This is a genomic window from Chryseobacterium sp. B21-037 (assembly GCF_028570785.1).
In the GTDB taxonomy this organism is placed as follows: Bacteria; Bacteroidota; Bacteroidia; order Flavobacteriales; family Weeksellaceae; genus Chryseobacterium; species Chryseobacterium proteolyticum.
The window spans coordinates 2,181,916-2,203,794 of the sequence record NZ_JALGCB010000001.1; the positions used below are offsets into that span (position 1 = coordinate 2,181,916).

The following is a 21,879-nucleotide window of genomic DNA, read 5'->3' on the forward strand; positions in this document are numbered from 1 at the left end:
TTGAAACAAAACGAAATGCAAATAAAAAACCCTTTAAATATTACATTTAAAGGGTTTTTCGTATTATTGTAATTGCAATCTATATGCAGTCTAAAACGTTATCTACTTTCCGATACAAAACTTAGAAAAAATATTCCCCAGCACCTCATCATTCGTCACCTCCCCGGAGATCTCTCCTAAATGTTCCAATGCATTACGAAGTTCATACGCCAATAGCTCTGTGGAAATCCGGAAAGTGATTGCTTCATTTACTTTGTGTACTGCACTTAAAGATTTGTGTAACGCTTCGAAGTGACGCTGGTTGGTGATCACCACATTATTTTCGAGGGATTTCAATTGTTCAACATAGGATGACAATTCATTTTTCAGGTCCTGGATATTCTGATTCTCTACTGCTGAGATTTTGATGAAATCAAATTCGTGGTCGATTTCCTTTCTGAAAACATTTTCCACATTCTCATATTTTGTAGGAATAACCTCATCAATTTTAGTGGCACAAATAATCAGCTTTAGATCTTCTCGTATCAAGGACCGGATCATTTCAATATCTTCTGTGAAATCTTCTGTAGCGGCATCTGCCAGATAAACGAGAATATTGGCATTTTCAACTTTCTCTTTGGCTTTTTTAACCCCTATCGCTTCAATTTCGTCCGCGGTTTCACGCAATCCTGCGGTATCGATCAGACGGAATGCATGTCCCTTAATATGTAAAACCTCCTCGATTGTATCTCTGGTGGTTCCTGCAATACTGCTGACGATCGCTCTTTCTTCTTTCAGGAGGGCATTCAATAATGTGGATTTACCTGCATTCGGCTTACCAATGATGGCAACAGCAGTTCCGTTTTTAATTGCATTACCGTATTGAAAGCTTTCAATAAGTGAATTTAATTTTAATTCAATTTTGCTTAAGAGCTGATTGAGGGCTGACCGGTCTGCAAATTCTACATCTTCTTCTGCGAAATCCAATTCCAGCTCGATCAATGAAACAAAATTCAGCAAATCAGTTCTAAGAATTGATATTTCGTTGGTAATTCCTCCCTTCAGCTGATTGATGGCCACTTTCCGGGATGCTTCATTCTCAGAAGCGATGACATCTGCAATAGCTTCTGCCTGGGAAAGATCGATTCTTCCGTTGATAAAAGCACGAAGTGTAAATTCTCCCGCCTTTGCCATTCTTGCTCCGTTTTTGGTAAGGGTTTCAAGAATACGTTTTCCAATATGCGGAGATCCGTGGAATGCTATTTCCACAGAGTTTTCAGTTGTAAAACTTTTGGGTGCCAGGAAAATAGATAACATCACCTCATCAATAGCCTCTTCCCCATCCATAAAATACCCGTAATGAATGGTATGCGATTTTTGCTTCCCAAGATTTTTCCCGGGAAAAGACTTCTGTACCACAGATAAAGCATCGTTACCCGAAACTCTGATAATGCCTAAAGCTCCTACTCCATTGGCCGTAGCCAACGCACAAATGGTATCGTTATTCATGCTGCAAATTTACGTTTTTTAATGGAAATCTTTATGCAAAATGCTTATACGGATTGTCTATAATAACGATTTGAAACCACGGCTATAAACAGCAAAGATTTTATTTGTTTTTGGATTTAAAAATATGATCCAGATGTTTAACATAGGAAAGCTGCATGGTAATGGCAGTAAGGCTTAGCTCTTCCTTTTTTACGGGATAGACGGTTTTATTGTTAATGAGGATCGCAAAAGAAATACCCCAGTTATTTTTATGATAATTTCCGGCAATCCGGGCAAATGCAGTAGGATACACTTCAACCCTGCCTTTTTTCAATGATTTCAGAGCATTCCCAAAATTAGCCCCTGCCTGAATAGTTCCTGTCATCATCCAACGCTCACTCATGACCCAGGAATAAGCATATCCTCCATTAATTCCCAATTGAAAATTTTCTAATCCGTACGTTCCTTCAGAGCCGCTTCTTTCCATTCCCTTCAACTGATAATAATAACCACCGCCTCCTACCAGCCAGCTTCCGGCAGAATGCCGCTGTATTTCGTCCAGGTCAAAAGCAGCCTTGGATGAGAAGCGTTTCCCATTAAAAAGGTAGGTCGCTTCCATACCGATCTGCTTCACGGACATTTGCTGATAGATATCGGGATTCTGGTCTTTATCTTTCTCCACATAAAATCCCCTGTAGTCCTGGAAGAATATATCGAATATCATCTTCCTGCCGTAGTGGTGTATCTGAAAATCACGCGTTTTCGTTTTTCCGTATTTCTTTTTATCCGTTAAAGGAATAAAACCATATCCCAGCTGAATTCCCACGATCGTATTTTTAATCGCGAAACCGATACCTGTATTCAAAGGGTAATTGGGAGTATAATGCCTATCCGTATCGTCTACCTCTAAGGAACTGGTAGAAAGATATCCGGATATCCTGTATTTCTGTGGATAGGACTTGATGTACGATGAATCGATCTCCTGGGCATGGATATATGAAACGGAAAAAATAGCTGTTAATCCGGTTAAAAACTTCTTAAGACGCATACACTAAATGATTCCATTATATTCTACTGTTTTTGCTATCATTTTTCTTTAACGGACAGCAATTTAAGTATAATTTTCAGTTTTTAACCTATCAGAATCATTTAAGCTTTATTATAAATATTTAATATACATGCTACTTTTGCCTTTGTCCTGCCTTTTGTATTTTTTTCAGCCATTGGACACGCTGCTTTTCATCAGAGGTCTTGATGATTCCGACATAGCTCACTCTAACCGGTTTTATTCCACAAAACTTCAATGTTGATTTTCTGAGCTGATTCACACTGGGACGGCCATACATCAACCGGTAATACCAGCCCGGTTGATCTAAAGTGGTAATAATGTGTGCCGTCTTTCCTTTCAAAAGCTGATCCCACCACAGCGAATTTTCTCTGTATTTAAAAGCCATACCCGGAAGAAAAAGCCGATCAATGAACCCTTTTGTAATAGCTGGCAGACCTCCCCACCAGACGGGATGAATCCAAACCAGATGATCCGCCCATTGTATTGCCTCCCATGCTTTCCGCAGATCCGGTTCCAGTTCCATTCTTTTCTGATAACCGAATGTAAGATTAGGATTAAACTCCAGATCTGAAATAACAATTTCTTTAATTGCTGCTCCTGAATTAACAGCTCCTTTTTTATAAGCACTTGAAAGTGCAAAACAAAATGAACTCTTGTGAGGATGCCCGTTGATAATTACTATTTTTTTCATCCGATTGTTTGTATATGGATACTTTCGTAAGCATTTAATGAGGCCATTAAATCATGGGGTTCATGCAGCTGGTGACTAAAGTAAATCCTGTTATCATGTTTTTCACTTCCTAGTAATTTTTCAGCATGGAGAACAGCAGATAATGCCGTTAATTCTGCCTGGCCGTTTGTGCTTTTCAGGCTGATTGTTTTATTACCCGTATGGCCTGAGATTACGATATCGAAAACAGATTGATCTCCCTTTCCACTTGATCCAAAGATCATCCTGCGTTCTTTCAACGATAAAATACTGAAGATCCTCATAGATTGAAAAGCGCCCAGCAGCCAGGTAACAAATTTTGAGTTATAGGTCATTTTAACCGTTACATCTGGTATTTTCTCAATTTTATTTAAAATATACAAATCCGGCACATCAAAATTGTAAGCCGTTCTTTTCCCTATTCCAAAGGAATACTCAAACAATTCGGAGTTTAAGAAATGTTTGACAGAAAAAGGTTGATTATTTTTATACATAAAAAAGGGTTTAGCCACATTTTCAGCCATAAAATGCGCTGAACTTTCTCCCGCAAGATCTTTTATAGAGTAATAAACGAAAAGCTGCACCTTGTTTATCTGGCCCGGCAATGTATTGGTTAATCCACTGACGATACCTCCCATCCAGCCTGAACTAAAAACAATCCTGCTGTTGATCCTTTGTTTTTTCGCCAGTTCATAGGCATTCATAAGATCCGGTGTAGGCTTGGTAATATCCAGGTAATCAATTTTATTTTCTATGGCAAACCGGAGAATATAATCCTCCTTGTCATTCACGGAAAGAATGATCAAATGGATCTGATGATCCAGAATCGTTTGAAAAGTATCGGGTTTGGTAACATCCACCAATAAATCATTTGCGGATTTTCCTGTTCTTCGGCCTCCTATAAAAACTTGATGGTGAGGATTTCTCGATTTGAAAATACGGGCAATGGTTTTCCCTACTGTTCCATTCCCGCCGATAATTAAAATATTTGACTGCATCTCTGATTTTTTTGACAAAACTAGAGAGCTGGAGGATCATTTAACAGGACAAATGTCTAAAAAGAAATTTCTTTTCGGATACGGCTTAAATGTCTTTGTGTAATTCCAAGATAAGAAGATAAATATTGAAGAGGAATATCCTGGATATAATTAGGATGGTTCTTCAGCAGAGAAAGATACCTTTGTTTAGCATTATCCCTTTGCAGTTCGAAAAAACGTTTTTCCAGCTCCAGGTATTCCTGTTCAGCAATCATTTTTAGGAATAAGACCCATTTCGGATTCCCGTTAACTAATTTTTCTATCTTCTCTTTTTTCAAAACCAAAAGATGAGCCTCTGAAATAGCCTGCATACTTTCAACACCCGGATTTCCCGAAATAAATGAAGAATAAGAAGCAATCCACACATTAGGAAACCTGAAGCAGTATGTATTGTCTTTTCCCTCACTTGAAGTATAATAAGACCTGAAAATACCGGATTCTATAAAAGCTATTTCCTTGCATTGATCTCCCTCATGAACAAAATAATCATTTTTATTGAGTCTTCTCACTTCAAAAAGCTGCAAAATGCCTTCAATTTCAAGCTCGGTAAATAAATTAAAGCTTCGAAAATATTCCTGTATCATTTTTGATTATCTGGTCATTACAATTACAGCTCAAAGGTAATGAAAACCTGATTATTCCTATACCCAACAAAAAAAATCATCTCATGACTGAGATGATTTACCGTTTAAATTTATTAAATGTATATATGAAGATATGAAAATGGTGTCTCTTTTTGTTATTTCAAAGATAGTTTCCATCATTTCGAAAATCATCAGGGGAATCCCTAGAAATATATCCGTAAAAATACGGTGGTGTAATTCAGATATTATTTTATATTTCCGGAAAACCCTTGAAAAGCAAAATTGATACATGGGAAATATCCGGCCATTGACGGCTATTTGGCTACGATTGCTGTTGGCAGACGGGTTTTTAAATCTCAACGGTCATAAAAAAATCATCTCAGGAACGAGATGATTCAACTGTTTGTGTTCTGAAAATATATAAAATGAAGTGGTGTCTGTTTTAATTGATACAAAAATAGACGGGATGGCATTTCTAATTTTCAGGGTAATCCCTAGAAATACATCCGTAAAAATACGGAGAAGCTTTTTGAGATTACTGACAGGATTTACAACGGGAGGTAATAAGACCGGGATAAATAATTATAAAAAAGCCCCGTAAATAATATTCACAGGGCTTTTCATTTGATCTAACAATTTTTAAAGCGGGCTTACCAATTGTAAAAACCACTCTTTAACGTCACCTTCTAAATAAGGAGACAGTTTCTGTTCACATGTGCTGTGATATTGATTAAGCCATTCAATCTCTTTTTCAGAAAGAATTTCTTTTACGATCGTATCTTTGAAGAAAGGACAGAATGTAAGGGTTTCAAAATCATAGAAAGTTCCTGATCCCGTCTTTTCAGCTTCTTTTACTGCAATAAGGTTTTCATGACGGATTCCGTACTCTCCTTCCAGATAATATCCCGGTTCATTAGAGCAAACCATCCCCGGAAGAAGTTCCTGTGGATTAAGGTCCTTTCTGATATTTTGCGGTCCTTCGTGTACATTCATAAAACTTCCAACCCCATGTCCGGTTCCATGATTAAAATCTTTTCCCTCCATCCATAGCGGAAGTCTTGCAATGGCATCCAGCTGTACGCCTTTAGTTCCCTTTGGAAACTTTACCATGGATAAACGGATCATTCCCTGTAGTACTAAAGTTGAATTTCTCTTAAATTCCTCAGAAACATTTCCTAAGGCAAAAGTTCTTGTAATATCAGTTGTTCCTTCAAGGTACTGACCTCCGGAATCAACCAGGATACTGGCATCATTCGTTACTTCTTTACTTCCTTCACTTTTTGCAGAATAGTGCATGATGGCTCCATTATCTTTGTACCCGACAATGCTTCCGAAACTTTCCCCTACAAAATTTTCTCCTTCTGCACGGAAGCCTAGGAGTTTTTCACCGATAGAATATTCTGTCATTGCTTCTTTTCCTGCGTTATGAGTGAGCCAGTAAAGGAATTTCACCATTGCGACTCCATCTCTTACCATCACCTTTCTGAAACCTTCCAGTTCGGTTTCATTTTTCTGAGCCTTCATTAAATTACCCGGAACAGGAGCTTTTACAAACTGATTATCTGCTTTTAATGTTTCAAAAATAGACTGGTTGCTGTTTGGAGATACCAGGATTTTTTCGTTCTTAACTGTTGTAAGGTAGTTATAAAACTCTTCATAAGGCATCATTTTTACGAAAGAATCGTCCAGTTGTTTTCTCGCTTCTACCTCTAATTTTTCAAGATCGGTAAAAAGGATCGCGTCGTTTTTTGTAATGATGATATAGCCTAAAAATACCGGATTGCTTTGTACATCACTTCCTCTCAGATTAAGCGTCCATGCTACATCATCAAGGCTGGAAATAATATGATAGGTAACTTCCTGTTCTTCCATTTTCTGACGGATGGCAGAAAGCTTATCAGTTACGGATTTTCCGGCTCTTTCTACAGGTTGAGTATAAATCGGATTTTTTGAGGGTGTTCCTCTGTCCTTCCATACTTCCTTCAGTAAAGGAGCGTCTGCAAGAACGATATTTTTATTTTTTAATTTTTGAGAAAGGAGTTCCCAATTGGCGTTGGATGTGGCTACTGCATTAACAGCTACTTTCCCACCAGCAGGAATTTCGGAAATAATCCAGTCGATATAGTTAGGCGTCCCTTCAATTCCATCTTTAAAAAGATCAATCCCCGAGTCCTGAAGTTCTATTGCAGCCTGGGTAAAATACCGTCCGTCCGTCCAAAGTCCGGCTTTGTTTTGGGTAACCACCACAAAACCTGCTGACCCGAGAAATCCTGAGAGCCATGCTCTCTCCTGCCATTCTTCCGGTAAATATTCACTCATATGCGGATCTGCAGAATATACTATAAATGCATCAACATTATTTTTCTGCATTTCTTCACGAAGCGCAGCTACTTTTTCCCTTGAAGTCATTTTTTAATTTTTTAAAACCGAAAGTTACAAAAAATTTGAGCTTCCGGATTCAAATTATTAACCGTTTTTTCCCGAATTAAAGGTTATTTTTTATTTTTTCACTGATCATAAAACTGAGAGATTCTCATTCGTTTGACATAAAAGTTCAATGTCCCGTCTACATCTGAATGATTCACAGCTAAAAAAATTTATGTAAGAAAAAAAGAATTTAATGAATACATAAAAAATAAATCATTTAAGCCAAAAACAAATACTTTAAAGCATGAAAACAACAATTATTATTAAAAATATTCTATTTTGGAAAGATTCTTGCTACATCATATCCTATGGGAAAGCAGAATTATAAAAACCACAGAAAATTTTATCCTCCACATCACTTCATTTATCTTCCTCTGCTGTTTATATTGGAATGCGTAGGAATTTATAATATCTGGAATGATGGTGAGAACAAACTTACCTGGATCCTATTTTCTATAATCATTTTTCTGATTCTCTATTTAGCCATTATGCTGCGGCAGCACTATGCACTCGGCAATCAAAACCGTATTGTAAGATTTGAATTCAGACAACGGTACTTTGAAATTTTTAATAAAAGATCCGATGAGGCTTATGAAAAATTAAGTTTCGACCAGATCGCCGCTTTGAGGTTTGCTGATGACGATGAATTTAAAGAGCTTTTGTATAAGGCTCTGAATGAAAATATTTCCGGAGATCAGATCAAGAAGTCTATCAAAAACTGGAGACCTGATCACCATAGAATTTAAATCAAACACTAAAAAAATCAATATGAAAAAATTACCCTTATACAGTATTGCAATATTCAGTTTATTGTTACTAACAAGTTGTGAAGCCGTCGAGACTATCTTTAAGGCTGGAATGTGGTGGGGAATTTTGCTCGTTGTAGCGGTTGTCGTTATTCTATTATTAATTTTTTCGAAGGGTAAAAACTCTTAACCATGCTTTATTATGGATAATGACGACTTTGAATTGATCTCCCACCTTAAACCTTCTAAGATTGTTAAGATCATGAAAGATCCGGTGGCTTCTGCAAAGGCAGTAAATCTTATTTACACCTCCGATACAGAAACCGCCGGAATTATTCGTAAAAGAAGGGGAAAAAAGTATTCGTACTTTAAAGACGGTGAACGCATTAAAGACAAAGATGAGATCACCAGGATCAATAAACTGGTAATTCCTCCTGCATGGGAAAATGTTTGGATCTGTGCCTTGGACAATGGACATCTGCAGGCTACAGGATTTGATATTAAGAAACGAAAACAGTATAAATACCATTCTTTATGGAGTGCCTTAAGAAATCACACCAAATTTTACAGGATGCTTCAGTTTGGATATGCCCTACCTGAAATCCGCCTGCATGTGGAAAAAGATCTGGCACTGAGAAATTTTGAAAAAAGAAAAATCCTGGCTCTGATCGTAAGCCTTATGCAACGTACGAACATCAGGATTGGTAATAACGCGTATGAGAAACTATATGGCTCATTCGGTTTAACCACCTTAAAAGATAAACACGTAAAGATCAACGGACAGAAAATGACCTTTTCTTTCAAAGGAAAAAAAGGGGTGATGCACAATGTCGATCTGAAAAGTAAAAGGCTGGCAAGACTTGTTCAGAAATGTAAAGATATTCCGGGGAAAGAGCTTTTCCAGTATTATGATGATGAGGGCAACAGACATTCCATTGATTCCGGAATGGTGAATGATTATATTAAAGAGATCAGCGGCGAAGATTTTACGGCTAAGGACTTCAGAACCTGGTCGGGGACCGTCAGTGCTTTAATCGCATTCAAAGAAATCGGCTATGCGGAAAGCAATACGGAATACAAAAGAAAAGTAAAGGAGGCATTGGATATTGTAGCTTCACACCTGGGCAACACCAGCACGGTGTGCAGAAAATACTATGTTCATCCGCTGGTGATCAACCTTTACGAAAATAATACGATTAAAAAATACCTTGACGAGCTGGAAGACATTGAAGTAAATGATGGCAAGGCAGATTTAACACAAGAAGAAAAATTAGTGCTGAAAATTCTTGAGAACGAAAAAATGTAATCCGCTATTGAGAAACAGAAGTACTCGGCGGGTAATCATACTCTTTAATTTCAATAACGGACTCTTTTTCATCATATAGAACATCCAGATTACTTTCTAAGAAGGTGATCAGGCTTTCCATGCATTTCTGATTTGTTTGGGAATTTACTACAAACGGGCGATGACCAAAAGTGACTGCAATCTCTTCAGTTTTCCTGAGAATCTGATAAGTCCCTTTTACGATGCTTTTACAGTCTTTCTGATTGATATTCATTTGGAAATTCTTAGCATCAACAAAGTATAAAACATCAGGCTTCATCTTATCTTTATCCAACAGGATGTGAGAATTATCAAGATCCTTTAAATCAAAATTCCATTTTGACTTTTTAAGAACATTATTCAGAAGTTCGTCTGTTGAAGATGAACTGCCAGACTGTTTTACATTTTTCTTGGTATGCTGAGCAAAAACGACCTGGGAAAAGCATAAAACGATAAAGAATATTATTTTCATAAGTTACTGTTTTAAAACACATTAAATATACTTATTCTTTCTAGTATACAGGTTTATCTTTTTGTAAAAACTGAATTCGATCATAGGATTCTGCATTATTTCAAACTGGTATAAGCTGTGTCCGGGCAATATTAATTAATATTCAAATGAGATACAGATCCTTCACTCATTATAAAATCGAAACAAAAACACCACAAAACGATTTATTTTCGCTGGTAAAATACCGTATTTATTATAGAGTATATGAATGTAAAGGATAATTTATAAAAACTATGGTTTATTTTTTCTTTGTCTGAATTATCGTAAATTTGTAGTACAGACTTAATTAAAACAATTAAAATATATGTCAAAAGCAATTTCGCAAGTTCCACTTGCAGTAAATGAGCCTGTAAACTCTTATGTACCAGGTTCAGCTGAAGTAAAAAGCCTTATTGCCACATACAAAAAAATGTGGGCTGAAAAGATAGAAATCCCAATGGTCATCAATGGAAAGGAAGTAAAAACCGACGAGAAGGTTCAGCTTCAGTCTCCACAGGATCATGCTCACGATTTTGGATTTTACTACAAAGGAACAATGCAACATGTGGATGATGCGATCAATGCTGCATTAGCTGCAAAAAAAGAATGGAACGAGCTTGGATGGGAGCAGCGTGCTGCAATCTTCTTAAAGGCTGCTGATCTGTTGGCAGGACCATACAGAGACGTGATCAATGCAGCAACCATGATCGGACAATCTAAAAATGTACACCAGGCTGAAATTGACTCAGCTTGTGAATTCATAGATTTCTTAAGATTCAATGTTGAATTTATGACGGAAATGTATTCTGAGCAGCCTATCTCTGATAGTGGGATCTGGAACCGTGTAGAGTACAGACCATTAGAAGGATTCTGCTTTGCAGTAACTCCGTTCAACTTTACTGCAATCTCAGGAAACCTTCCTACCTGTATGGCTATGCTTGGAAACGTAGTGGTTTGGAAACCTTCAGATAAGCAGGTGTATTCTGCAAAAGTAATCATGGATGTATTAACGGAGGCAGGTCTTCCTGCAGGGGTAATCAACATGATCTTTACAGACGGTAAAGAAACTGCTGAGAAAGTATTGGCACACCGTGATTTTGCAGGACTTCATTTTACAGGTTCTACAAAAGTTTTCCAGGGAATGTGGAAAATGATCGGAGATAATATCCATAACTACAGAACCTATCCAAGAATCGTTGGAGAAACTGGAGGTAAAGACTTTGTTATCGCTCACCCATCTGCTAACGTTGAAGCAGTAGCTACAGCTTTAGTAAGAGGAGCTTTCGAATACCAGGGACAGAAATGTTCTGCGGCTTCAAGAGCATATATTCCAAAATCTCTTTGGGCAGATGTAAAAAAAGTAATGGAAGCTCAGATGAGCACAATTAAGATCGGTTCTCCGGAAGATCCTTCAAACTTTGTCAATGCTGTTATCGATAAAAATTCTTTCGAAAAATGTAAAGGATACATCGAGAGAGCTCAAAACTCTAATGAAGCCAATGTAGTGATCGGAGGAAAATGTGATGATTCAAAAGGATGGTTTGTAAATCCAACCGTTATTGAAACTACAAATCCTCAATACGAAAGTATGGTTGAAGAAATCTTTGGCCCTATCTTAAGTATCTATGTTTACGAAGATAAAGACTGGAAAGAAACTTTACAGCTGGTGGATTCTTCATCTCCATATTCATTAACAGGTTCTGTTTTTGCTCAAGACCGTTATGCGGTAAATGAAGCTTTCAAAGCTTTAGAAAATGCTTCAGGTAACTTCTACATCAATGATAAACCAACAGGAGCTGTAGTAGGACAACAGCCTTTCGGAGGAGGTAGAGCTTCAGGAACCAATGATAAAGCAGGTTCTAAAATGAATCTTCTGAGATGGACTTCCGTAAGAAGTATCAAAGAAACTTTTGTTTCTCCTAAAGATTACAAATATCCATATTTAGGATAAAAAAATGAGTAATCATTAATATATAAAAAATGCCCGAAAGTTTTACTTCCGGGCATTTTTTGTATGATATATTTTAAAACTTCATCACATCTTTTACCACTCCGTTCTTTTGGGTATGTGGCAATAGTTCAGATTCAATAAAGGTCTTGATCTTTTCTTCAGCACCATTATTCGGAAATAACAGATGAACATTTGCTCCCGCGTCCAAAGTAAAAAATAAAGGTAACCCCGTCTCCTTTCTGAAATCCCATATTTTATTGATGACTTCCAGAGTTCCTGTTTTCATCAAGATAAATGCAGGATCGCTCATCATCATCATTGCATGAAGGGTAAGGGCCTCATGTTCAACCAATGTAATAAACCTTTCCATATCCCCGTTTTTAAGAATCTCTTTCATCGGAATAAAGTTTTCTCTTGCTTCCTGAAATCTTCTTTCTGCATAAGGATTTGTATTCATCAAACCATGACCTACTGTAGAAGAAACACTTTTCTGTCCTTCATGGATCAGCAGGACCCAGTCATTAAAATCTTTGAAAATAGCATGAATATCTTCATCCGGGTATCGGACTGCAAACAAATCGGAACTTCCCTCAACCACATCAGAACTTCCCCATACGACCAATCCGTTATATAGACTTCTGCATGCACTTCCACTTCCCAGTCTGGCCAGAAATGACGCTTTCCCTAAAGATTCTTCTTCCGATCCTTTCCCTGAAAAAAGTTCATCGAGCGCCATAAGACATTTTGCAATGGCTCCAAAACCCGAAGCCGAGCTTGCAATCCCTGAACTGTGCGGAAAAGTATTTTCTGTTTTAATAATATACCTTCCTCTTAAAATCCAAGGTAAGTACTGTTCTATATTTTTAAAATATTTTTCTATTTTTTCTCCGAATTTTACCTCTTCATTTCCTGACAGAAAAGTTTGAACTGAAAAGGGCTGATCCGCTAAGAACTCTAATATTGTATTTGTTTTACAATGGTTAAGGGTATAGCTGATACTTGGGTTGGCTGGAATCTGATCTGCATATTTCCCCCAATATTTAATCAAAGCAATATTTGACGGACAGCTTTCCGAAACCGTTTGTGAAGTAACTGTATAATTTTCTTTTCCTAGAAATTCCTGTGTTGTCATAATTTAATTCAAAATGATGAAGCCTGATTTATTCCCTACGAAAAAGTTCTAAGATCAATTTGAGTATTAAAACTTCATAGGATCAAATTTCATCTAGTACATTTTTTCAATAATATCCTCGTATTTCTTTAAAACCACATTCCTTTTAATTTTCAATGTCGGAGTAATTTCACCGGTATTGATATCGAATTCAGACGGCATTAAAGTAAACTTTTTCACTTTCTCAAAGTCCGCAAGCGGCTCCTGTAATTCTTTAATTTTATCTTTATAGAGACTGATAATTTCTTCTCTTTTTACAATGTCCTCCCAGCTGGTAAAAGGAATATTGTTTTTCTTGATATAATCTTCCAAAAATTCGAAGTTTGGAACAATTAAAGCGGAGACAAACTGTCTTCCCTCAGCAATTAATATAATCTGCTGGATATAATTGTTATTGGTCAGAAGATTTTCAATTTGCTGCGGGGCAATATATTTTCCGTTTGAGGTTTTCATCAGATCCTTGATTCTGTCGGTAATGATCAGATTTCCTTTATCATCAATCTTTCCGGCATCTCCTGTTTTGAACCATCCATCTGATGTAAATACAGCTCTGGTTTCATCCGGTTTATTGTAATACCCTTTCATAATTCCGTTTCCTGTTGCCTGGATCTCATCATTTTCCCCAATGCGGATCTGAACACCTGGTAAAGGTCTTCCGCTTGTTGCGTGCTCAAAATGCGTTAAAGGAAACAGCGTCAGAGTAGCAGTCGTTTCAGTAAGCCCGTAACCAACCGTTACATGAATTCCTACAGACTCAAAAAAGCGTGTTACTTCCGGAGAAAGCGAGGCTCCTCCACAAGGTAAAAACCATAGTCTGCCACCCATCTTCTCTTTGATTTTACTAAAAACAAGCATATTGGCAATAGATTCTTTTATTTTAAGTCCTAATGGTGCAGGCTGATCATTTCTCCTTAATTCGGCAGTCTGCTTACCGGTTTCCAAAGCCCAGTTAAAGATCTTTTTCTTTAGTGAAGAGCTTTCTGTCACCATATCATTCACTCCCGCATAGATCTTCTGAAAAAACCTTGGGACCGCACACATCATAGTCGGCTTTACTTCAATCAAGGCTTTTGCTATATTTTTCGGATCCTCCAGAAAATATACTCTGGCGCCGCCATATAATGAGAGTAAGCTCCAGCTTCTTTCAAAAACATGACTCAACGGCAAAAAGGCTAATGACAATTCCTCTTCAAAGTTTTTAAACCTGAAAAACTCAAAATGGGCATCAAAAGCTTTTATAAAATTCCCGTGGGTAAGCATAACTCCTTTGGGCGTTCCCGTTGTTCCCGAAGTGTAGATCAGTGTGGCAACATCTTCATATTCTTTTTTACAGAACTCCGGCTTTGCAGTAGCTTTCGCAATAAAATCTTCCAGATAAGAGGCATCTTCTTTTTTAATCCACACCGACTTTTTAGAAACCACAATACCCTGAAGGCTACTGCTCTCTTTTTTTAGAAGTTCAAAACATGCATCATATTGAGCCTGATTCCCTACTAAAACAATTTTAGACTGAGAATCATTGATGATGTATTCTGCCTGCTCAGCATTATTGGTAGAATAAATAGGAACTGTAACAGCTCCGATTGACAGGGAGGCAAGATCAAAGACCATCCATTCTGCAGAATTATCGGAATAAATAGCGACCCTGTCACCCTCCTGAATTCCCACCTCTTTGAGTGCATTTGCTGTTTTAAAGATCATCTCACTGAATTTCTTCCAGCTCAACTCTTTCCAAACCTCTTTCGTTTTAAAACCAATCGCTGACTTTAACGGGTGTTTTTCTATATTTTTACTGATAATAGCCTCTGCAAGATTCATTTATTTATTCCCCTTTTTGTCGTTAATATAATTATTGAGATGAAAATCAATACTTTCCTCAATAGGAATGAACTGATAATTCAGCTTTTGCTTAATTTTTTCGTTGGAAATGGTATTAAAGGATGTGATGGATTCAATATTAGATTTTGTAACCAGCTTTAATTGTGGAATCAGCCACCCAAAAAGGATATTGGCTATTCTTCCCGCATTAAGTTCTGCTTTAGACAATATTCTGGCATTTTTCAATCCCAGTTTTTTACGAATATAATTCCCTGTTTCGGCATATCGTTTATTCTCCGAGACCAGAATAAAGCGTTCTCCAAAAATATTATTTTCCATCAGCTCTACAGAAATCCGGGCAACATCCCGGACATCCACGTAAGACGATCCCCCGGAAAAGGTAAAATTATTTTTTTCAAAAGTCGAAAAAAGTTCACCACTGCTTTGGTTCCAGTTTCCACTTCCTATGATAATTGCAGGATTGATGATGATGGTTTTCAGGCCCTCGGCTGAAGCTCTCCATACTTCCATTTCAGATAAATGTTTTGAAATGGCATAGGCAGGATGGTCAACCTTCGGATTAAAATCAGATTCTTCGTCAAGTTCCCCTTTTTCATTATAACCGTCCAAAACAGCCACAGAACTCACATGAAGAAATTTAGTAACAGACGAACCTTCACAAGCAAATAAAAGATTTTCTGTACCCTTGATATTCGTATGGTACATTTCTTTCTCATCTTGTGGATGAAAGCTTACTTTTGCAGCACAATGATACACTTCTTCTACGCCTTTCAGGGCATCTTCTAAAGAGTTCATATCATCAAAATCTACATCTACCCATTCAATTTTATTAAAAAAATCATCAGAGTTTTCTGTATAAAACTGATATGAATGCTTTACTTCGTTTAAATTACTTGTTCTCCTTTTGGCAGCGCGTACTTTTTTTCCTCTTTTTAAAAGTTCCAAAATAATTACACGACCCAAAATTCCGGTTGCTCCCGTTACAAAAACCATCAATTATATTCCTACTTGGTTGTTGACTAAATTATAATAATATTTTTGATTCAGCAATTCTTCAATGTATTGAAAAATCATGTAAAATCATATATGCAAATTTGCGATTTTTAAAGGACAATTTTACTTTAGTTTGTTATTTAATTACACTCAAACATAATAAGATCATTGAAAAATACTCTTTTTCAGGTTTTGGTTAAAGCCAAGTGTTTGATTAAAATGATAAAAACGGGCTAAAGCCCGTTTTTTATATAATGAATTAACATGTGATGACAAATTAATAAATAGTGGTTACATATAATAATCATATTCTAAGCTAAGACCATATTATTTCTTCGTGGTGCTTTATCACATAAAAGATCAGCAATGCTCTTCGAAATAAGATTTTCTTCCGTAAGATTATCCAGCCAGAAAAATTCTCCGGCACCATTAATTTCAATAAAATAATATTCATCTTCAGGAGAAACAATGATATCCATTGCTCCATAATCAACATTATATACATCCAGAAGCTCTAAAACTTTAGCTTCAATATCTTTGGGAAGATCTGTTCTTACCCATTTATCGATCAGGTTTACACCATCCTTTCTCCAGTCTACTTTTGCATCTTCAAACTGTTGCGAATCAATTTCGAACGCATATACATCCTGCCCTACTGCGGTTACTCTTAGCTCTCTTTTCTTTTCAATTTTCTTTTGGAATTGCATAGGGCAATACAACAGCGAATCCAGATCATCCAGCTTGTCCTCTTTAATCACGTTGGTAAATACAACACTTTCCACCCCATCTTCATAAATAGCAAAACCCGACTGCATCTTTCCGATAACATTCTGATGTTTCAGGATAAAATTTCTGGCTTCTTCAGGATTATTGGTAATACAGGTTTCCGGAATTTTAAATCCTATCTTATCCGCAATTTTTAACTGCTCCTCTTTACTGTCTAATCTTCTGTAAACACTTGGCTTACCCAGAGCATACACATCTATGGATTCTAAAAATCCAAAAAGGGTTGTTCGTATTTCACCCATCGCAGCACCATAGAATTTGGCATCTAACTCTTCCTTTAGCCCATCGCCCATATTGTAAGCTCTTCTGTACCACACCGCAGCAATATCATCTAAACGATGTTTAGCATCCGGAGTTTCGAGAATACTGATCCATTTTCCATCTTGGAAAGTAGTCGACAGTTTATTTTGTAAGGGATATAAATCGACATCAAAGCGGATGACCTCAAAGTTATTTTTAATAATATACTCCGTTACTTTTTGTATTGAAAAATTGTCCCCGGTATGGGTGATGATTAAAATTTTGTTATTCATTGGTTTTCATTCTTTTGATAAGGTTATCGGCAATTCTTTCCGCAATGGGAAAGTTAAGTTCTTTTTGTAACATTCCCCACTCTCCTTGTGGATTAACTTCAAGAAAATAGTAATTTTCATCTCTTCCTTTGATCATATCGATCGCTCCCATGTAGAGCCCCATTTCTTTCATCATTGAGGTAAGAGAAGACTTAATATCTTCCGGCAATTCGTAAGCTGACCAAATATAATTCCCTTGATTAACACGCCAATCGGCATGTTCACTATTATTAATTTTACCCGTAAAAAACTCACCATCAACATACATGATCCTTAGTTCATATTCTTTTTCTATATACGGCTGAAAAATCATAGGACAATACGCAATATCTGCCAGTGATTCTAAATTATCTTCTCTTATAATCGTTGTGGATAGCATATTTTCACCTCCCATAGATTTGGCAATAACTCCATGCAGCTTTGCCACAGCTTTCCCATTACAATATGTATGAAAGAAGGCTGTAATCTCTTCTTCATCGTTTGAGAAAAGTGTTTTCGGTATCGTTAATTTATTTTTTTTAGCAATTTTCAGTTGATATAATTTGTTTCCATCCGTTTTCTTTTCAGCTTCAAAAGGATTGATCCAGGGAACATCTTCAAGAGCCGTGTAGAGATTATAACGAAGATTTCCATATTCATTGATGAAAATTTTCACATAGTCATCATCAAGCTCTTCAGGAATACTGATACGCCATCCTTTTCTATGCCACACTGCCTTGATATCGCTGGAACGGAACGTATTTCCAAACTCGTCAGTCAATTCAAACGAATGGTAAGTAATACTAATTTTCTGAAGGTAATTCAGGTGGTCTGAATTTAACCTGAAGTAGGGAATATTTTTAGAAGTAAGATATTCAAAGAAAATATCTATAGTATAAAAGTCATTGGAGTGCGTGATACAAAGAATCATTTTTTGCTTTTTATTAAAAAAGGAAACTTAGAGTGTAAGTTTCCTTTCTTATGATTGTTATGTTTTATTTTTCTTTAAAACAATTCACTATAATGGCACTGTTGGTGAATCATCATCTCCATCTGATGGATATTTCAATGTATGAGCCATATCCAAAGTTGGCTTAGTAACAACATCTCTTTCAGGAATTGTGATATCTGGTCCACCTCCTGTTACAGATTGAGGATCTTTCAGTTGTTTTTCAAGGAATGCTGCGAAAAATGGTTTTTTCTTTGAACTCTTGTTTTTCATAATGTTTTAATTTGGTTTAACTTAGTATTTTGTTGAAATTATTAAAAAATGATCGATTGATACAAATGGATCTGATCTATAATTCTATATGATCTAAAGGTCCACCCTCATCACTATCAGAAGGATATTTCAAGGTTACATTATCATTTCTTACCGTGGTAACATTGTCAACCAAAACGGAAGTGATATTATCCTTGGAAGGAATCGTAATATTGTCTGAATTAGGTGAAGTAATAATTTCCCCACCTCCGGTTACTTTCTCAGGCTCTTGAATTTGCTTCTCCAAAAAAGAAGCAAAGAATGGTTTTTTTTAGTTTTTTTGGTTTCATAAGTAAATATTTTTAACTTTTTTGATAAATCTAAAGTACAAAATTTCCCTTATGCAAAAAAATATATCACTCTTTTAAGAAAATTTTAACAATACAACAAACAGAGAATCAAATCAATCCAAACCCAAAAAATTCTTTACTACATGACTAAACTCTGTAGGGTTGTCAGCCTGTACCCAATGAGCTGCATTTTTAACAACGACAATTTTAGCCTTAGGAAACTGTTGTTTAATGGCAAATTCATCCTGTGGGAGAATATAATTGGATTTTTCCCCGGAAATAAATAAAGTTTCACCCTCAAACACTCCAAATTTTATTGCATTGGATACAAACTCATTATATTTTTCGGATAAAGTCTTAAGGTTAAACCTCCAGTTTAGTTTTTTGTTATCGTCCCAATATAAGTTCTTTGTTAAAAACTGAATGGTCGATTTCTCAGGAATATACTGACTAAGAACTGCTTCCACCTCATTTCTCGAGCCTACATTATTGAAATCCACCGTTTCCAATGCTTTAATAATTCCCTGATGGTGCGGAGGATATGCTTTTGGAGAAATGTCAACTACAATAAGCTTTTCTACCTTTTCCGGATACCTTATCGCAAATTGCATTACTGCTTTTCCGCCTAAAGAATGTCCCAGAACATGAGCTTTCTCTATTCCGTAATGATCCATATAATGCGCAATATCATCAGCCAGATCATCATGTGACATACTCTCCGAATGAAAACTTCTTCCATGATTTCTGAGGTCCAGTAAATGAACAGGAAGATATTCCCCTAAATCTTTTCCAAAGCTTCCCCAGTTGTCAAGCATTCCGAACAATCCGTGAAAGACCAATAAAGGAGTAGACGATTTATCCTCGCCAAATATTTTTGAATGTAAAATTTCCATAATTTTTATATTAGATATTAGGTGGTAATTGCAATGTGAAATGATGAATATTCTATTAATTCCCAAAACACAGGAAATCTTACCACTTAGCCAATCTCTTCAAATAAGCCTGAATCGTATTTTCCATACCCATATACAAAGCTTCCGAAACTAATGCATGTCCTATGGAAACTTCCAGCAAATTTGGTATCGTATCCGCAAAGTATTTTAAATTATCAAGACTAAGATCATGCCCCGCGTTAACTCCCAGGCCGAATTCGCCGGCAGCTAAAGCCGTTTCAAGATATGGCTTTATTGCCTGTTCTTTATTCGCGACATAATCCTTTGCATAAGCTTCCGTATACAATTCTATCCTGTCAGTTCCGGTTTTTGCAGCGTATTCTACTAATCCAGGATTAGGATCAAGAAAGATTGAAGTACGGATTCCTGCATTTTTAAATTCGGCAATAACATCAGTAAGAAAATCTAAGTGTTTTTTTGTATCCCAGCCGGCATTAGAAGTAATGGCATCATCTGCATCAGGAACCAATGTTACCTGCTCGGGTTTCACTTCAAGGACCATATCGATGAAGGCACGGTGTGGATTCCCTTCAATATTGAACTCCGTAGTTACCAAAGGTTTCAGATCATAAACATCTTTTCTGGTAATGTGTCTTTCATCAGGTCGAGGATGGATGGTAATCCCCTGTCCTCCGAATTCCTGAATTTTAATTGCAGCTTCTGTTACACTTGGCAATTCGCCTCCTCTTGCATTTCTTAAAGTTGCAATTTTATTAATGTTTACACTTAGTTTTGTCATTTTTATAAGTAGATATTAGAGCTTAGATCCTATATGTCAGATAAAATCCATTGAATATCCAACATGTAAGGTCTAATCTCTTATTTATTAAACTTTCACTGCAACCTGCATTACCTGCAGGTCAAATTCTTTTGAAGCAACCAACAGATGGTCAAAAATATCTGCCTGGATTTGCTCAAAACGCTCCCATTTGGAGTCGTTGGCAAAGCAGTATATTTCCAAGGGCAGCCCATGCGGAGTAATATCCAGCTGACGAACCATCACCACTCCTTTTTGATCAATATCCGGGTCATTTTCTATATATTTCTGGGCGTAATACCTGAAGACTCCAATATTGGTCAGTTGTCGTCCGTTCACAATTTTATCATTATGAGCCAATGATTCTTTTTCCTTTCTGATTTCTATACTTTTTCCTTCCAGGTATTCGGAGATGAGATTGATATCCTTTAGACGAGTGATTTCTTCATCGTTTAAAAACTTAAAAGAATTGATATTAAAATAAATTGATTTTTTTATCCTTCTGGTATTCGATTCGGACATGATCTGAAGATTTTTGATCTCGGTAGTTAACAGATCGTAAGTAGGAATCGTAGAAACCGTTTTATCAAAATTGGTGATTTTGGTCGTTAACAGACTGATATCTGCTATATTACCTTCGATATTGTATTTGGGAATACCAATCCAGTCTCCCACTTTCATGTTTTTAGAAGTGGCAACATGAAGCCCTGTTACAAATCCTAAAATAGTATCTCTGAAAACAAGTACAAGTACAGCAGTGATAGCCCCCAAACTTCCCAAAATTGTTCCTCCTTTGATTCCGAAAATCACACAAATACCAACTACAGTAAGAATAAAAATTCCAAATATCTTGACCGATTCTGAAATAGCATTTAAAGCCATTATCTTATAAAAATCCTGTTTGATAACAAAATAATTCCTCAATGCTGTTAATGCCCTGAATAACATCCCGGCAATAACAAAAATGATCGCTACACTAACAATTAACCCCAATAATTCAAAACTTTTCGGATGTCTCCAAAAGACTGATTTAAGAGCATATTCAGCAAAATTCAATGCACCTAGATGAACTATTGAGTTTGTAATTCTTGACTGATAGATTGATTTTAGAACAGGATATTTTTCTTTATCAAAAAAGAATTTGAATATTGTATTGACAAGAATTTTAAAAATAAAATCTATTACATAGACAAATCCTGCCAAAAATAAAAATTTAAGGATAATCTGACAGGTAAGTACCAAGTCATTGGGCACATTTGCGCTTACAAAATAATGGATCTGATCACTTATATCCTGTAAAAAGTCTTTGGTGTCTTGTAACTCGTCTTTCATTATCGCAAATTTATGAAATTTAAGGATCATTTTAATTAAAACCTATCCATCAATTTTTATCCCAAAATGGATTTCATTTCCATTTTTAATAAAATTTTAAAATCATTATTTTAAAAAATTATTAATTTACTTAAAACATCAA

Annotated in this window: 19 protein-coding genes and 1 pseudogene; 3 read left to right on the forward strand and 17 right to left on the reverse strand. The window is 36.3% G+C overall.

The features are described 5' to 3' along the window. Positions 1-102 precede the first annotated feature (102 nt). The 6 genes from mnmE to MTQ00_RS09565 form a co-directional block, all read right to left on the reverse strand. On the reverse strand, positions 103-1,488 hold the full coding sequence (gene mnmE / locus MTQ00_RS09540) for a tRNA uridine-5-carboxymethylaminomethyl(34) synthesis GTPase MnmE (RefSeq protein ID WP_273648617.1): 1,386 nt from the start codon (positions 1,486-1,488) through the stop codon (positions 103-105). A gap of 100 nt (positions 1,489-1,588) precedes the next feature. Then, on the reverse strand, positions 1,589-2,515 hold the full coding sequence (locus MTQ00_RS09545; protein ID WP_273648618.1) for a DUF4421 family protein: 927 nt from the start codon (positions 2,513-2,515) through the stop codon (positions 1,589-1,591). 133 nt (positions 2,516-2,648) lie between these two features. Beyond that, positions 2,649-3,227, reverse strand: a complete 579-nt coding sequence (locus MTQ00_RS09550) for an NAD(P)H-dependent oxidoreductase (RefSeq protein ID WP_273648619.1) — start codon at positions 3,225-3,227, stop codon at positions 2,649-2,651. Beyond that, positions 3,224-4,243, reverse strand: coding sequence for a saccharopine dehydrogenase (locus tag MTQ00_RS09555; RefSeq protein WP_273648620.1), 1,020 nt, complete (start codon positions 4,241-4,243; stop codon positions 3,224-3,226). The genes MTQ00_RS09550 and MTQ00_RS09555 overlap by 4 nt, the downstream gene beginning before the upstream one ends. Before the next feature lie 56 nt (positions 4,244-4,299). Beyond that, positions 4,300-4,866 carry a Crp/Fnr family transcriptional regulator gene (locus MTQ00_RS09560; RefSeq protein ID WP_172279490.1) on the reverse strand — a complete coding sequence of 189 codons (567 nt, stop codon included), beginning with the start codon at positions 4,864-4,866 and terminating at the stop codon, positions 4,300-4,302. Positions 4,867-5,505: 639 nt separating this feature from the next. After that, complete coding sequence (locus MTQ00_RS09565) at positions 5,506-7,275, reverse strand: aminopeptidase P family protein (protein ID WP_273648621.1); 1,770 nt, start codon at positions 7,273-7,275, stop codon at positions 5,506-5,508. Positions 7,276-7,601: 326 nt separating this feature from the next. On the opposite strand from MTQ00_RS09565, the gene MTQ00_RS09570 reads away from it, so the two are divergent. Next, a complete protein-coding gene (locus MTQ00_RS09570) occupies positions 7,602-8,039 on the forward strand; it encodes a DUF6526 family protein (protein ID WP_273648622.1) in 438 nt (145 codons plus the stop codon). Between the two features lie 202 nt (positions 8,040-8,241). Further along, a complete protein-coding gene (locus MTQ00_RS09575; RefSeq protein WP_172279495.1) occupies positions 8,242-9,345 on the forward strand; it encodes a DNA topoisomerase IB in 1,104 nt (367 codons plus the stop codon). Between the two features lie 4 nt (positions 9,346-9,349). Here the strand turns inward: MTQ00_RS09575 and MTQ00_RS09580 are convergent, their stop codons facing one another. After that, positions 9,350-9,835 carry a hypothetical protein gene (locus tag MTQ00_RS09580; RefSeq protein ID WP_273648624.1) on the reverse strand — a complete coding sequence of 162 codons (486 nt, stop codon included), beginning with the start codon at positions 9,833-9,835 and terminating at the stop codon, positions 9,350-9,352. A 343-nt stretch (positions 9,836-10,178) separates the two neighbouring features. On the opposite strand from MTQ00_RS09580, the gene pruA reads away from it, so the two are divergent. Further along, a complete protein-coding gene (gene pruA / locus MTQ00_RS09585; protein WP_172279497.1) occupies positions 10,179-11,804 on the forward strand; it encodes an L-glutamate gamma-semialdehyde dehydrogenase in 1,626 nt (541 codons plus the stop codon). 73 nt (positions 11,805-11,877) lie between these two features. On the opposite strand, the gene MTQ00_RS09590 is transcribed toward pruA, so the two are convergent. The 10 genes and pseudogenes from MTQ00_RS09590 to MTQ00_RS09635 form a co-directional block, all read right to left on the reverse strand. After that, positions 11,878-12,936 carry a diphosphomevalonate/mevalonate 3,5-bisphosphate decarboxylase family protein gene (locus tag MTQ00_RS09590; RefSeq protein ID WP_273648625.1) on the reverse strand — a complete coding sequence of 353 codons (1,059 nt, stop codon included), beginning with the start codon at positions 12,934-12,936 and terminating at the stop codon, positions 11,878-11,880. A gap of 93 nt (positions 12,937-13,029) precedes the next feature. Continuing rightward, positions 13,030-14,793, reverse strand: a complete 1,764-nt coding sequence (locus MTQ00_RS09595) for an AMP-dependent synthetase/ligase (RefSeq protein WP_273648626.1) — start codon at positions 14,791-14,793, stop codon at positions 13,030-13,032. Next, positions 14,794-15,807, reverse strand: a complete 1,014-nt coding sequence (locus tag MTQ00_RS09600; RefSeq protein WP_273648627.1) for an NAD-dependent epimerase/dehydratase family protein — start codon at positions 15,805-15,807, stop codon at positions 14,794-14,796. A gap of 311 nt (positions 15,808-16,118) precedes the next feature. Next, on the reverse strand, positions 16,119-17,126 hold the full coding sequence (locus MTQ00_RS09605) for an MvdC/MvdD family ATP grasp protein (protein WP_273648628.1): 1,008 nt from the start codon (positions 17,124-17,126) through the stop codon (positions 16,119-16,121). Then, complete coding sequence (locus MTQ00_RS09610) at positions 17,119-18,075, reverse strand: MvdC/MvdD family ATP grasp protein (RefSeq protein WP_273648629.1); 957 nt, start codon at positions 18,073-18,075, stop codon at positions 17,119-17,121. The genes MTQ00_RS09605 and MTQ00_RS09610 overlap by 8 nt, the downstream gene beginning before the upstream one ends. Before the next feature lie 87 nt (positions 18,076-18,162). After that, entirely contained in the window at positions 18,163-18,366 is a 204-nt protein-coding gene (locus MTQ00_RS09615; RefSeq protein WP_273648630.1) for a microviridin/marinostatin family tricyclic proteinase inhibitor, read from the reverse strand. A 76-nt stretch (positions 18,367-18,442) separates the two neighbouring features. Further along, a pseudogene (locus tag MTQ00_RS09620) lies at positions 18,443-18,661 on the reverse strand (microviridin/marinostatin family tricyclic proteinase inhibitor); the annotation flags it as partial. A gap of 147 nt (positions 18,662-18,808) precedes the next feature. Then, the gene (locus MTQ00_RS09625; RefSeq protein WP_273648631.1) at positions 18,809-19,588 is read right to left on the reverse strand and encodes an alpha/beta fold hydrolase; all 780 of its coding nucleotides are present in this window, start codon (positions 19,586-19,588) and stop codon (positions 18,809-18,811) included. Positions 19,589-19,667: 79 nt separating this feature from the next. Then, positions 19,668-20,387 (reverse strand): pyridoxine 5'-phosphate synthase, encoded by a 720-nt coding sequence (locus MTQ00_RS09630; protein WP_172279506.1) that lies wholly within the window; start codon positions 20,385-20,387, stop codon positions 19,668-19,670. Positions 20,388-20,474: 87 nt separating this feature from the next. Then, complete coding sequence (locus MTQ00_RS09635) at positions 20,475-21,737, reverse strand: mechanosensitive ion channel family protein (RefSeq protein ID WP_273648632.1); 1,263 nt, start codon at positions 21,735-21,737, stop codon at positions 20,475-20,477. Positions 21,738-21,879: the final 142 nt, after the last annotated feature.

What these genes read in the sequence shown, in the direction of transcription:
- mnmE (WP_273648617.1), bottom strand. Translation starts at nt 1,488, where the DNA reads ATGAATAACGATACCATTTGTGCGTTGGCTACGGCCAATGGAGTAGGA.
- MTQ00_RS09545 (WP_273648618.1), bottom strand. Translation starts at nt 2,515, where the DNA reads ATGCGTCTTAAGAAGTTTTTAACCGGATTAACAGCTATTTTTTCCGTT.
- MTQ00_RS09550 (WP_273648619.1), bottom strand. Translation starts at nt 3,227, where the DNA reads ATGAAAAAAATAGTAATTATCAACGGGCATCCTCACAAGAGTTCATTT.
- MTQ00_RS09555 (WP_273648620.1), bottom strand. Translation starts at nt 4,243, where the DNA reads ATGCAGTCAAATATTTTAATTATCGGCGGGAATGGAACAGTAGGGAAA.
- MTQ00_RS09560 (WP_172279490.1), bottom strand. Translation starts at nt 4,866, where the DNA reads ATGATACAGGAATATTTTCGAAGCTTTAATTTATTTACCGAGCTTGAA.
- MTQ00_RS09565 (WP_273648621.1), bottom strand. Translation starts at nt 7,275, where the DNA reads ATGACTTCAAGGGAAAAAGTAGCTGCGCTTCGTGAAGAAATGCAGAAA.
- MTQ00_RS09570 (WP_273648622.1), top strand. Translation starts at nt 7,602, where the DNA reads ATGGGAAAGCAGAATTATAAAAACCACAGAAAATTTTATCCTCCACAT.
- MTQ00_RS09575 (WP_172279495.1), top strand. Translation starts at nt 8,242, where the DNA reads ATGGATAATGACGACTTTGAATTGATCTCCCACCTTAAACCTTCTAAG.
- MTQ00_RS09580 (WP_273648624.1), bottom strand. Translation starts at nt 9,835, where the DNA reads ATGAAAATAATATTCTTTATCGTTTTATGCTTTTCCCAGGTCGTTTTT.
- pruA (WP_172279497.1), top strand. Translation starts at nt 10,179, where the DNA reads ATGTCAAAAGCAATTTCGCAAGTTCCACTTGCAGTAAATGAGCCTGTA.
- MTQ00_RS09590 (WP_273648625.1), bottom strand. Translation starts at nt 12,936, where the DNA reads ATGACAACACAGGAATTTCTAGGAAAAGAAAATTATACAGTTACTTCA.
- MTQ00_RS09595 (WP_273648626.1), bottom strand. Translation starts at nt 14,793, where the DNA reads ATGAATCTTGCAGAGGCTATTATCAGTAAAAATATAGAAAAACACCCG.
- MTQ00_RS09600 (WP_273648627.1), bottom strand. Translation starts at nt 15,807, where the DNA reads ATGGTTTTTGTAACGGGAGCAACCGGAATTTTGGGTCGTGTAATTATT.
- MTQ00_RS09605 (WP_273648628.1), bottom strand. Translation starts at nt 17,126, where the DNA reads ATGAATAACAAAATTTTAATCATCACCCATACCGGGGACAATTTTTCA.
- MTQ00_RS09610 (WP_273648629.1), bottom strand. Translation starts at nt 18,075, where the DNA reads ATGATTCTTTGTATCACGCACTCCAATGACTTTTATACTATAGATATT.
- MTQ00_RS09615 (WP_273648630.1), bottom strand. Translation starts at nt 18,366, where the DNA reads ATGAAAAACAAGAGTTCAAAGAAAAAACCATTTTTCGCAGCATTCCTT.
- MTQ00_RS09625 (WP_273648631.1), bottom strand. Translation starts at nt 19,588, where the DNA reads ATGGAAATTTTACATTCAAAAATATTTGGCGAGGATAAATCGTCTACT.
- MTQ00_RS09630 (WP_172279506.1), bottom strand. Translation starts at nt 20,387, where the DNA reads ATGACAAAACTAAGTGTAAACATTAATAAAATTGCAACTTTAAGAAAT.
- MTQ00_RS09635 (WP_273648632.1), bottom strand. Translation starts at nt 21,737, where the DNA reads ATGAAAGACGAGTTACAAGACACCAAAGACTTTTTACAGGATATAAGT.